Here is an 11,883-nt window from a genome sequence, read left to right as displayed (position 1 = left end):
TTTGGTGTTTCGGATGATCGGCACGCGCAGGCGCGCCGCGGTTTTCCTACCCTAATCGTCCAGGGACTGATCCGCATCCGGGTCGGCCTGACCGACGCCTCGGAACACGAATTTGAATGGCAGCACCCACAGGATTCCCAGAGTGATATAGACCACAAGCTCAAGCCACAGCGGCGGGCGGTCCATCCAGTTGAGGATTGTGACCGCCAGCACGATGTAGAGCGGCATGCCCACCAACAGCAGCGCCAGCGACCACCGGCGACGCGCCTTGTAACTGAGGCCCGGTTTATCTGCCATCAGTCTGCAAACGGGTCGGTCACCAGGATGGTGTCGTCCCGCTCCGGGCTGGTGGACAAAAGCGCGACCGGACACTGGATCAGTTCTTCCACCCGTTTGACGTATTTGATGGCGTTGGCCGGAAGGTCGTTCCAGCTTCGCGCGCCTTCGGTCGACTCGGACCAGCCCGGCATTTCCTCGTAGATCGGCGTGCAACGCGCCTGCTGGTCCGCCGCCGTCGGCAGGTAGTCCAGATGCTCACCGTCCAGATCGTAGCCGACGCAGATCTTGAGGGTCTCGAACCCGTCCAGAACGTCAAGCTTGGTCAGCGATATGCCGTTGATGCCGGAGGTCGCACAGGTCTGGCGCACCAGGCAGGCGTCAAACCAGCCGCACCGACGCTTGCGGCCCGTCGTGGTTCCGAACTCATGACCGCGTTCACCCAGACGTGCGCCGTCCTCATCGGGTTCGCCGTCGGGTCCCAGAAGCTCGGTCGGGAACGGACCTTCGCCAACGCGGGTGGTGTAGGCTTTGACGATGCCCAGAACATAGTCGATCGAGTTGGGACCGATGCCCACACCGGTGGCCGCCTGGCCTGCGATCACATTCGAGGAGGTCACGAAGGGATAGGTGCCAAAGTCGATGTCCAGAAGCGCGCCCTGCGCCCCTTCGAACAGGATGCGTTTGCCCGCCTTGCGTTTCTCGTTCATCACCTTCCAGACCGGTGCCGCATAGGGCAGGATCTGGGGCGCGATCTCTTTCAGCTGCGCGATCAGCGCATCGCGGTCGATGGCTTCGACGCCAAGGCCCTTGCGCAGCGGATTGTGGTGCTGAAGGGCACGGTCCACGCGTGCCTCAAGCGTGGCGTCATCCGCCAGGTCCGCCACGCGGATGGCGCGGCGACCAACCTTGTCCTCGTAGGCCGGGCCGATGCCGCGACCGGTGGTGCCGATCTTGGTGCCCTTGCTGGCGGCCTCTTCGCGGGCGCGGTCCAGCTCGCCGTGCAGCGGCAGAATCAGCGGCGTGTTCTCGGCGATCATCAGGGTCTCGGGCGTGATATCGACGCCCTGGGCGCGGACCGTCTCGATCTCCTTGACCAGATGCCAGGGATCCAGAACCACACCGTTGCCGATCACGGACAGTTTGCCGCCGCGCACAACGCCAGAAGGCAGCGCGTGCAGCTTGTAGACCTTGCTGTCGATCACCAGCGTGTGGCCGGCGTTGTGACCACCCTGAAAGCGCGCGATCACATCCGCACGCTCGCTCAGCCAGTCCACGATCTTGCCTTTTCCCTCGTCACCCCATTGGGCGCCGACTACGACGACATTGGCCATATCAGGTCCTTCATAGCTGTCTCGTTCAAACCCGAGCCGGTATAGCCGCGCAGCAAGGACAGGAAAACCGCAAATTCGCCGCAGGCGGCAGCTGAACGCAGGTTTATTTGTGCTTATCCCTCCGCCAGCCGCACCGGAGCGCCATGCGGGGTTTCCAGATAGGCTTTTTCCCATCCCATCCGCGTGCTCTCGACCTCTTCCGGTCGGGCCGTGCCATCCTCTGCCAGAATCGCCTCAAGCGTTTCGATCCAGGCGGTGAAATAGTCATCGCCGCCGTTCAAGTCCTTGGACAGCCCATGCCGGGCCAAGGTGGACGAGAAACGATCGACCCATTGCCCCCAGGTGAAACGTCCGCTTTCATTCAGATGCACGGTCAGAGCAAAGGCCTGGGCATGCCAGGGCTGCTCAAAGGCCGGTTCGGGAGCGTTATGGGGGATGCAATCGCTCATGATCTGCTCAGACCGGCTGCAGATAGCTTTGCCACAGGTCCAGCACCACTTCATCTTCCGGGTTTTCGGGATGGCTCCACAGATCTCCTGCCGCAAAGACAACTGCATAAAGCGGCTCTGGCGCCTCCCCCAACCCATGCGCGGCGCTGTCCGGCAGAACGTGTGTCCCATGCAGGCGCAGGATCCGCCCCTCTGCTCCGGTTGCATAGGCTGGAAGGCGGGTATGACCGCCATTCACCAGCCTGTTTCCGCCCGGATGGCGGGTGCGCACGATCTGCCCTTCGGCAAACACCGGCGCGGGCCCGCCGTCCCGGTTCGCCGGACCGCCCTTGGCAAGAACAGCGGCCACCGCATCGCCCGTCAGGCGTCTTGATGCAAGGGAATGCGGTGTGTCCGAACCCTGCCCGGCCAGATCGTCCTCGCTCAGCACACCCTTTTGGACCAGAAGATCGGCAAGAGCGGCGAGCCAGATCTCGTAGTAACTGAAACGGGTGTAATCCAGCGGCGAGAGCTTTTCGCGCGCGTGCCGTGAGGTGTCGATATTCCACTGTCCGAGGGCCCCGCAGGCCAGGGTCACCGCCAGGGCGCGCGCGTGCCATTCGGCGGCAAAGACGGGCGCATGCGGGGCATCGGGGCGCACCGGGCCATCTCCGAATCGCCCGCCCATGTCATGAACGCGACTCATGACGTACTCTCTGGCGTTTTTGGCAGACCTGTGCCCACCATACTGTCGCGGGTGACCAGCTCGGACAGTTCATCCTCGCTGAGTCCTTCGGTGCCTTGAGGGCGCATCGGCAGCACCAGATAGCGCACCTCAGCCGTCGAATCCCAGACCCGCACACGGGTGCCTTCGGGCAGCGTCACGCCAAAATCGGCCAGAACCGCGCGTGGCTCGCGCACTGCGCGGGCGCGGTACGCATCGGATTTGTACCAGCCAGGCGGGATCCCAAGCAAAGGCCATGGATAACAGCTACACAGGGTACAGACGACCATGTTGTGCTGCGTCGGCGTGTTCTCGACGACGACCATATGCTCACCCTGCCGCCCGTAATAGCCAAGCTCGGCCAAGACGGGATCAGCATCCGCCAGAAGGGCCGCCTTGAAGGCTGGATCGTTCCAGGCGCGGGCAACCACGCGCGCGCCATTCTGCGGGCCGATCCTGTTCTGATAGGTGTCGATGATTTCATCGAGTGCCGCAGGGTCGATCAGCCCCTTGCGGGTCAGAATCGTCTCAAGCGCCTTGACCCGCAGAGCAGGATCAGGAGGCAGCAAAGCATGCGGATGGTCGGAATGGTCATGTGGCATATGCTGACCCTGCCCCTGCTGCCGCGCCGCTGTCCAGCCTCAAAATCCGTCAATCCCCGCAATACGCAGAAATTCCTGACCCTTTTGCGCCTTCATCGTTAGAACTGCGGAGCGTTTTTCGCCACGTTCCGTACCCGTGTACGCGCCCCCACCAACTCCACCCTTGCCCCTGCCGGGTTTCTTGCCTATTTACCGCCCGATACCGAGCCAACCGCCGCAGGGACCCATGGAAAACGTTGTACTGATCATCCATCTTCTTCTGGCTCTGGGCCTGATTGCCGTCGTGCTGCTGCAACGCTCCGAGGGCGGTGGTCTTGGCATGGGCGGCGGTGGCGGCGGCGCCATGACCGGCCGGGCTGCAGCAACCGCGCTCAGCAAAGTAACCTGGGTTCTGGCCGTTGCCTTTATCATCACCTCGGTCACCCTGACGGTGCTGGCCGCGCAGAAATCGGCAGGTTCGTCCGTCGCCGATCGGATTACGGCCCCGGCAAGCGGTGAAACCGGAGATCTGACACCGGCTGCGCCCCTTGGCAGCGATCTTTTGCCACCGGCAGAAGGTGACAACGCGCCCTTGGTGCCCAGCGCCGACTAAAAGACTACACCTAGAATACACCAAAGGGACCGTAACAGCATCTTGCGGTTCCCTTGCGCCTTTTGGCCGAATCCTTTATACGTAAAGTCCCGTGGTGCTGCGGTTTTCAAAAGCCGCCGGGCAGCTGAAATCTGACTTCTCACGGGGGCAGCCGAACACTCATGGCGCGTTTTATCTTTATCACTGGCGGCGTTGTTTCATCGCTTGGAAAAGGGCTGGCTTCGGCGGCCCTTGGGGCATTGCTGCAGGCGCGCGGATACTCCGTGCGGCTGCGAAAGCTGGATCCCTATCTGAACGTCGATCCGGGCACTATGAGCCCCTTTGAACACGGTGAGGTCTTCATCACCGACGATGGTGCGGAAACCGATCTGGACCTTGGCCATTATGAACGCTTCACCGGTGTTCCGGCACGCAAGACCGACTCGATCTCCTCGGGCCGCATCTACATGAACGTGCTGGAAAAGGAGCGCCGCGGCGACTACCTCGGCAAGACCATCCAGGTCATTCCGCACGTCACCAACGAGATCAAGGACTTCATCTCCATCGGCGAGGATGAGGTCGACTTCATGCTCTGCGAGATCGGCGGCACCGTGGGCGACATCGAGGGCCTGCCCTTCTTCGAGGCGATCCGCCAGTTTGCCCAGGACAAGCCGCGCGGCCAGTGTATCTTCATGCACCTCACCCTGCTGCCCTACATCAAGGCAAGCGGCGAGCTGAAGACCAAACCAACCCAGCACTCGGTCAAGGAACTGCGGTCCATCGGTCTGGCGCCCGACATTCTGGTTTGCCGCTCCGAAGGGCCGATCCCGCAGAAGGAGCGTGAAAAGCTCGCCCTGTTCTGCAACGTGCGCCCCGACAGCGTGATTGCCGCGCAGGATCTGAAATCCATCTACGAGGCGCCTCTGGCCTATCACCGGGAAGGGCTGGACCAGGCGGTTCTGGACGCCTTCGGCATCGCCCCGGCCCCCAAGCCGAACCTGGAACGCTGGGACGATGTGGCCGACCGCATCTACAACCCCGAGGGCGAGGTCAAGATTGCCATCGTAGGCAAGTACATCCAGCTCGAAGATGCCTACAAATCGGTGGTCGAGGCGCTGACCCATGGCGGTATGGCCAACCGGGTCAAGGTAAAGATCGAATGGGTGGATGCTGAAACCTTTGACCGCGAGGATGCCGCCCCGCACCTGCAGGGCTTCCACGCGATCCTGGTGCCCGGCGGTTTTGGCGAACGCGGTACCGAGGGCAAGATCAAGGCGGCGCAATATGCGCGCGAGCACAAGGTGCCGTACCTCGGGATCTGCCTCGGCATGCAGATGGCCGTCATCGAAGCCGCACGCAACGTGGCTGGCATAACCGAGGCCGGTTCCGAGGAATTCGACCATGAAGCAGGCAAGAAGCGTTTCGAGCCCGTCGTCTATCACCTGAAGGAATGGGTGCAGGGCAACCAGATGGTCGAACGCAAGGTCGGTGACGACAAGGGCGGCACCATGCGCCTCGGTGCCTATGACGCCACACTTGCAGAAGGCTCCAGGGTGTCCGAAGTCTATGGCAGCACCCATATCGAGGAACGCCACCGTCACCGCTATGAGGTGGACACCAAATACAAGGATCAGCTGGAGGCCTGCGGTCTGCAGTTCTCGGGCATGTCCCCCGATGGGCGTCTGCCGGAAATCGTCGAATGGAGTGATCACCCCTGGTTCATCGGCGTTCAGTTCCACCCGGAACTGAAATCCAAACCCTTTGCGCCGCATCCACTGTTCAAGGACTTCGTGCGCGCGGCCAAGGAAACCTCGCGCCTGGTCTGATCCCGGTCTGACAGATTTTCCGGATAATGAATTCATGCACACGGCAGACCGAACGGTCTGCCGTTTTGCCTTTGGGACTGCGATCCAGGCCATGCGCCTTCAGCACAGGCGAAAACCCCGTCCCTGTTAGCGCAACCGGATACAGGGCCAGTTGTTTCTGATCGCGGGCACGGTATAGACGGTCTTAAAGAGTACAATTGATATTCGCGGAGATTCCGACCCATGGCGCAAGAGACTTCTACCAAACAGGAACAGTTCGACCGTATCGCAAACGGCAAAGGCTTTATTGCGGCTCTGGACCAGTCCGGTGGCTCCACTCCGAAAGCGCTCGCGCTTTATGGCGTCATGGAAAATGCCTATTCGAATGACGACGAAATGTTCGGCGAAATCCAGAAAATGCGCGCCCGCATCATCACCGCACCGGATTTCAACAGCGACAAGATTCTTGGCGCGATCCTGTTTGAAAAGACCATGGACAACGCCATCGACGGCATTCAGGTGCCGCAGTACCTGTGGGAGAAATGCGGGGTTGTTCCCTTCCTCAAGGTCGACAAGGGGCTGGCTGACGAACAGGACGGCGCACAAATGATGAAGCCCATGCCCGATCTGGACGCGCTTCTTGCTCGCGCAGTCGAGGCGGGGATCTTTGGTACCAAGATGCGCTCGGTCATCAAGGACGCCAACGCCACCGGCATCAAGAACGTGGTGGCGCAGCAGTTCGAAGTGGGCAGGCAGATCGCGGCCGCCGGTCTGGTGCCGATCATCGAACCCGAAGTGGACATCCACTCGGTCACCAAGGCCAAAGCCGAAGCGATCCTCAAGGCGGAACTGAATGCCGCACTGGATGCGCTCCCTGCGGGCACCAAGGTTGCGCTGAAACTGACCATCCCGAACGAAGCCGGTCTTTATGACGATCTGGCGGATCACCCCGAAGTGGTCCGTGTCGTCGCTCTTTCGGGCGGCTACAGCACCGATGATGCCTGCGCAAAGCTCTCTCAGAACACCAAGATGATCGCCTCCTTCAGCCGCGCGCTGACCGAGGGTCTGAATGTCGCCATGAGCGATGCGGATTACAACGCTGCCCTTGGCGCCAATATCTCAAAGATCTACAACGCATCGCTGTAAGTTTTTTTTCAAGACATCATTCCGGGCCGCGCCTGCGATCAGGCGCGGCCTTTGTCTTTTTTCCGGACCAAAGCCTGCCTATATTGCACCCAGGAGTTTTGGCACGCGCATTTCAGACAGGACCGATGATGGCACAGGATGACCACAAGATTGATGGCCGTTTGCACGGCGAACAGTTCGAGCCAGAGAGCGCGGACAGCCTGTTGATGCGGCTCGTCTACATGGTCATCATCTGGTTGATGATCCAGTTCGCCCAGACCGTGCTTGGTGTCGTGACCGTGCTGCAGTTTCTGGTCATGGCCCTCAACAACAAGCAGCCGAATGAGCGCATTGCCGATTTTGGCACCGATCTTGGGATCTGGATGGCCAAGGCCGCGCGATATCAGACCGCTGCAAGCAATGTGAAACCCTGGCCCTGGACTGATCTGGACTGACTGATCTGGACTGACTGACTGATCTGGACTGTCCCATCAGGACTGACCAGTCTTGGTATCAGCGGCATGGGCAAACGGCCGGGCTATCGCAGTACGAAGACCAGCAGCGCCAGGACGATCAGGACCAGCACTCCTTTGATCGCGAGGGACACCCGGCGGCGCATCGGCTTGGATTTCATCAGATCAGTCATAGTCGAACCTTTCAGACAGGATACGGTCCGAGGGCGCACCGCGCGCAATCAGATGATCCTCGACCGCATCCATCATCGCAGGCGGCCCGCATAGGACAAAGAGCCAGCTGCGAACCTCTTCCGGCGTGAACGCACGATCCAGCAAGGCGCTGTCGATCATGCCGGTCTCTCCTGTCCACCCTTCGGGCGGCTCCGAGAGAACAAAAATCGTGTCCTCTACCCCCAGCTCCTCGCGAAATACGATCTGTTCTTCGGCTCTGTTGCCATAAAGGATTCGAACCGCGCGCGGATCATCTGTCAGGCGCAAGTGGCGCAGGATGCTAAGCATCGGCGCAATGCCGACACCGCCCGCAATCAGCGCGATCCCCGGTTCATCCCGCCCCTCGACCGTCAGACTGCCATATGGGGCATCGAGATAGGCCCGTGTCCCAGCCTTGATTTGATCGAGCGCCCTGGTGAAATCCCCAAGCTCCTTGATGACAAAGGACACATCGGATCCGCCATCCGGAGCTGAGCTGATGGAAAACGGGTTTTCATGCAAAGAATAGGCCGAATGGCCAATGCTGAGCCAGGCAAACTGGCCTGCCTTGTATGAGAGGCCGCCGTGCCCCTTTGGCGCGACTGTTACGCCCCACTGGCGCGGCGTGAGGCGCCTGACCTCCTTGACCTGCCAGGGACGTGCGCGCGCCGGTTCAATCGCGTAGACCCAAAGGAGCGAACCCACCGCGAGGCCCGTCATGCCTGCCCACATCCAGACCAATTCTGGTTCTGCACTATACCTCCCGGCACTCAATGCATGGTGCAGCAAGGCCCCGGCGATCAGCACTGCACCAATCCCATGCATCAGCCGCCAGGTTTCGTATTTGTAATCCAGCTGAGTGCGACAGGCCGCCAGCGCCACCAGGGCAGGCAACAAAACAAAGGCAAGAACGCCCCCCGCCATGGCCGTGAAGTCAGTGCTTACCGTCAGAACCCGGCTCGGGTCCCAGGGCCGCGCTCCGCCCGCAGGGGTGCCGCCATACAGAAAAGGGTGCACAAGGGCGAACAGCAGCGCCGCGCGGGCCATCACCTGATGAAACCGCATGGTCACATCCATGCCAATGCCAGACGACACCCGGCGGAACCGCCCGGACAGGACGAACTCGGCCAGGATCATGGCGAAAGCCAGCATGCCCAGCCCGCTTCCGAGTTCCGCCCAGAAGCCGCGCGGCGGGCCTCCGAACACCCAGGAAAGGCCCAGAGGCAGCGTCACGACAACAGAGTACAGCAGGAGAAGGAAAAGCGGTTTCATACTGTCTTCCTGACCCGTCTTCCTGTCACGGTCCTTGATCCTGCTCAACCCGAGGGATCAGGCGTCATGCCCGCCTGTGATACGTCCCACAGGCGCGCAGTCTGTTGCAGGATCTCATCGGCGCGGGCGGGAACCAGTTTGTAGAAAACCCAATTCTTGATCTTCTTGCTGCTCACCAACCCGGCGTCCTGCAAAAGGCGCATATGGTTTGTCACCGTGGGCTGCCGCAACCCGATCTTTTCGGTGATGAACCCCACGCAAACCCCGTCCTTTACCAGATCGCCATCCTCCTGCGGCGGAAAATGGCGCTCTGGATCGCTCAGCCAATGCAGGATCAGAAGGCGATTCTCATTCGCCAGCACCCTGAGCGGTGCGGCGATTGACACCAGACCGGCATTTGTATAGTCAATCATCTATATAGTTATCCACCTATACAGATAGACACATGCAACAGCCGCGCCCATCCTATACCTTCATCCACTGCGATGTCTTCGCATCCCGCCCCTATGCTGGCAACAGTCTTGCGGTCTTTCCGGACAGCACAGGCCTCAGTGCGGCGCAGATGCTGACGATGACGCAAGAACTGCGCCATTTCGAAGCGATCTTCCTGCAAGAGCTGGATGGGCGCATCAATGCCCGCGTCTTTGACCTGTTCGAGGAACTGCCCTTTGCAGGCCATCCGATCATCGGCGCGGCCTGCAGCCTGCATCGGGCCAGCGGTGCGCGGGGGACCAGGGTCTGGCACTTCGCCTTGCAGGGGGATCGCACCGTGACCGTCACCACCATGGCCCGCGCCAGTCGGTATTCTGGCACGCTGGATCAGGGGCGACCGGCCTTCCTTGGCGCGGCGCCCGACAGTGCCCGTCGACAGATCGCAGAGGCCTTCAATCTGAACCCGGCGCACCTTCCGGAACTGCCGCTCGAGGTCATCTCAACCGGGTTGAAGTATCTGGTCGTTCCAGTCACGGGTGGCTTGAAACAGGCCCGCATCACAGTTTCCGACCTTGAAGATCGCCTCAAGGCCATCGGCGCGGAGTTTGCCTATCTTTTTGATATAAAGCGGTTTGAAGGGCGCCATTGGAACAACGACGGAGTGCTGGAGGATGTCGCCACCGGCAGCGCCGCAGGTGTCGTCGGCGCCTATGCCCTGAAACACGGGCTGGTGCCGGCAGACCGCAGCTTTACCCTGCATCAGGGGCATTTCATGAACCGGCCCAGCGAACTGATAGTCACCCCCCATGGCGATCTCACGGATATCACTCATGTCACCGTCGCCGGAGAGGTCACCTTTGTCGGGTCGGGGGAACTTATCGCCCCATGATCAAGGTCTATACATCTGCGGACATTCGCCCACATCTGGATATCAAAAGCCTGATCCCTTCAGCAAAACAGGCCTTCCACGCGATTGCGCAAGGCAAAACAACGACCCCCACTCAGGTGATGCACCCCACCGGTGTCTCGGATATCCACCTCAAGTCGGCTGTTCTTGCGGGTTGCTCAATCTTCACGGTCAAGACGGCAGGCTGGTCACAGCTTCTGGCGGACAGGGGAGAGCCGCCCTCCAGCGGCATGATCGTCGTCTTTGACAGCCAGACCTGCCGGCCGCTTGCAATTCTGCAGGACGAGCACCTGATTTCGGACTACCGCACAGCCGCTGCCGGGGCGATCGTGGCGAAGTTTCTTGTCCCCTCCAGCGCCCAGAGCGCCGTGATCGTCGGAACCGGCACTCAAGCAAGACTACAAACAGAGGCCCTGCTTACCGTCGCACCGATGTCCCTCGTCCGCGTATGGGGACGGGACACTTCAAAAGTGCTCCGCATGATCTCAGAGCTAAAGCCCCGGTTTCCCGCCACACGTTTCGCAGCAGCACCGGATCTGGAGCGGTCCGTCCGTGCTGCGGACGTCATCATTGTCGCCACTGGCGCCAAAAAGCCGTTGATCCAATCCGCGTGGCTGCGCCCCGGTCAGCACGTAACCTCGGTCGGCTCGGACGATGCCACCAAATGCGAGATCGATCCCGCCGCCCTGGCCGATGCGCAGGTCTTTGTCGAGGCGCGCTCGTCTGGTGAGGCCTTCGGAACGCCCCGCCGGGCCATCGCCAGCGGCCTGATTTGCGCAAGCGATCTGGTGGAACTCGGCACAGCTCTTGAAACTGAGATGACGCCGCACCCCAGTTGCACCAGCATCGCCTGCCTGTCAGGCCTCGGAGTGCAGGATCTGACCGCCGTTCAGGCAATCTGGCCCGCGCTAACGGCTCAAGCCCCCCTCAGTCCGTGAACTGAGGCGCGCGTTTCTGCATCTGGGCGGCGATAGCCTCCATCTGGTTGGGCTTGCCGATCAGGGCCACCTGCTCGCGGCTTTCTTCCACCAGCACGGTGGCCTGATCCGCCGTTTCGGCCACATCGATCAGCCGTTTGGCCGCACGGATGGCTTCGGGATTCTTGCCCGCGATCTCGGCCGCGAGGGCCAGCGCCCGCGCAAGGGGATCGTCGGTCACTTCGGTCAGCAGACCCCAGTCCAGCGCCTGGGGTGCTTCGAAGATTTCCGCCGTATATGTCAGTCGACGCAGAATGTCTGACCGCACAAGCCGCGGCAGCAAGGCCATACCGCCCATGTCCGGCACGATGCCCCATTTCATCTCCATCACCGAAAACCGCGCATCCGGCGCGGCGATGCGGATATCCGCGCCCAGCGCCAGTTGCAGCCCGCCGCCGAAACAGACGCCGTTTACCGCAGCAATGACCGGAACTGGCACCTGCCGCCAGGCCATGGCCACGGCCTGCACCTCGTTGGCGTCACCGTGGCTGCGTTCCATCAGCCATTCCTCGGGGTTGACCTGCCCCATCTTGGCAAAGCTCATCAGGTCAAGCCCCGCGCAAAAGCCCTTGCCCTCGCCGGTCAGCACCACGGCGCGCGCCTTGGAGGCGGCGACCTCCTCGGCGGCGGCGATGATCGCCTTGATCATCTCGTCGTCCAGCGCGTTCATCTTGTCCGCGCGCGTCAGCGTCACATGGGCGATGTGGTCTTTGTATTCGACGGATACCCGTGCCATCTGCGGCTCCTCCTGATGTCCCTTTTGCG

The 11,883-nt window shown here is 61.3% G+C and carries 14 protein-coding genes; 6 read left to right on the top strand and 8 right to left on the bottom strand.

All coding sequences use genetic code 11. From position 1 onward, the window contains the following. Positions 1-51 precede the first annotated feature (51 nt). The 5 genes from AADA15_RS03840 to nthA form a co-directional block, all read right to left on the bottom strand. Positions 52-297, bottom strand: a complete 246-nt coding sequence (locus tag AADA15_RS03840) for a DUF2842 domain-containing protein (RefSeq protein WP_341640227.1) — start codon at positions 295-297, stop codon at positions 52-54. Continuing rightward, positions 297-1,610: an adenylosuccinate synthase gene (locus tag AADA15_RS03835; RefSeq protein WP_341640226.1), complete on the bottom strand. Its 1,314-nt coding sequence runs from the start codon at positions 1,608-1,610 to the stop codon at positions 297-299. Before AADA15_RS03835 ends, AADA15_RS03840 begins: the two co-directional genes overlap by 1 nt. Before the next feature lie 113 nt (positions 1,611-1,723). Then, positions 1,724-2,059, bottom strand: coding sequence for a nitrile hydratase accessory protein (locus tag AADA15_RS03830; protein ID WP_341640225.1), 336 nt, complete (start codon positions 2,057-2,059; stop codon positions 1,724-1,726). A gap of 7 nt (positions 2,060-2,066) precedes the next feature. Then, positions 2,067-2,744: a nitrile hydratase subunit beta gene (gene nthB / locus AADA15_RS03825; protein ID WP_341640224.1), complete on the bottom strand. Its 678-nt coding sequence runs from the start codon at positions 2,742-2,744 to the stop codon at positions 2,067-2,069. Beyond that, positions 2,741-3,364, bottom strand: coding sequence for a nitrile hydratase subunit alpha (nthA, locus tag AADA15_RS03820; protein WP_341640223.1), 624 nt, complete (start codon positions 3,362-3,364; stop codon positions 2,741-2,743). Before nthA ends, nthB begins: the two co-directional genes overlap by 4 nt. Before the next feature lie 226 nt (positions 3,365-3,590). On the opposite strand from nthA, the gene secG reads away from it, so the two are divergent. From secG to AADA15_RS03800, 4 genes are all read left to right on the top strand, one after another. Beyond that, complete coding sequence (gene secG, locus AADA15_RS03815; RefSeq protein WP_341640222.1) at positions 3,591-3,956, top strand: preprotein translocase subunit SecG; 366 nt, start codon at positions 3,591-3,593, stop codon at positions 3,954-3,956. A gap of 161 nt (positions 3,957-4,117) precedes the next feature. Next, positions 4,118-5,761 carry a CTP synthase gene (gene pyrG / locus AADA15_RS03810; RefSeq protein WP_341640221.1) on the top strand — a complete coding sequence of 548 codons (1,644 nt, stop codon included), beginning with the start codon at positions 4,118-4,120 and terminating at the stop codon, positions 5,759-5,761. Between the two features lie 222 nt (positions 5,762-5,983). Next, positions 5,984-6,886 (top strand): fructose bisphosphate aldolase, encoded by a 903-nt coding sequence (locus AADA15_RS03805; RefSeq protein ID WP_341640220.1) that lies wholly within the window; start codon positions 5,984-5,986, stop codon positions 6,884-6,886. A 128-nt stretch (positions 6,887-7,014) separates the two neighbouring features. After that, positions 7,015-7,320, top strand: a complete 306-nt coding sequence (locus tag AADA15_RS03800; protein WP_341640219.1) for a DUF4389 domain-containing protein — start codon at positions 7,015-7,017, stop codon at positions 7,318-7,320. A gap of 183 nt (positions 7,321-7,503) precedes the next feature. Here the strand turns inward: AADA15_RS03800 and AADA15_RS03795 are convergent, their stop codons facing one another. Together AADA15_RS03795 and AADA15_RS03790 are read right to left on the bottom strand one after the other, a co-directional pair. Next, entirely contained in the window at positions 7,504-8,802 is a 1,299-nt protein-coding gene (locus AADA15_RS03795; protein ID WP_341640218.1) for a ferredoxin reductase family protein, read from the bottom strand. A 44-nt stretch (positions 8,803-8,846) separates the two neighbouring features. Beyond that, positions 8,847-9,215, bottom strand: coding sequence for an ArsR/SmtB family transcription factor (locus AADA15_RS03790; RefSeq protein ID WP_341640217.1), 369 nt, complete (start codon positions 9,213-9,215; stop codon positions 8,847-8,849). A gap of 32 nt (positions 9,216-9,247) precedes the next feature. On the opposite strand from AADA15_RS03790, the gene AADA15_RS03785 reads away from it, so the two are divergent. Next, on the top strand, positions 9,248-10,123 hold the full coding sequence (locus AADA15_RS03785; protein ID WP_341640216.1) for a PhzF family phenazine biosynthesis protein: 876 nt from the start codon (positions 9,248-9,250) through the stop codon (positions 10,121-10,123). Next, positions 10,120-11,079 carry an ornithine cyclodeaminase family protein gene (locus AADA15_RS03780; protein ID WP_341640215.1) on the top strand — a complete coding sequence of 320 codons (960 nt, stop codon included), beginning with the start codon at positions 10,120-10,122 and terminating at the stop codon, positions 11,077-11,079. The genes AADA15_RS03785 and AADA15_RS03780 overlap by 4 nt, the downstream gene beginning before the upstream one ends. On the opposite strand, the gene AADA15_RS03775 is transcribed toward AADA15_RS03780, so the two are convergent. Next, positions 11,069-11,854, bottom strand: coding sequence for a crotonase/enoyl-CoA hydratase family protein (locus AADA15_RS03775; protein ID WP_341640214.1), 786 nt, complete (start codon positions 11,852-11,854; stop codon positions 11,069-11,071). The two genes, AADA15_RS03780 and AADA15_RS03775, sit on opposite strands and share 11 nt — an antisense overlap. Positions 11,855-11,883 lie beyond the last annotated feature (29 nt).

The organism is Phycobacter sedimenti, assembly GCF_038148855.1.
In the GTDB taxonomy this organism is placed as follows: Bacteria; Pseudomonadota; Alphaproteobacteria; order Rhodobacterales; family Rhodobacteraceae; genus Phycobacter; species Phycobacter sedimenti.
The sequence above is the reverse complement of the archived record's forward strand: the minus strand, read 5'-3'. Positions and strand labels throughout refer to the sequence as shown.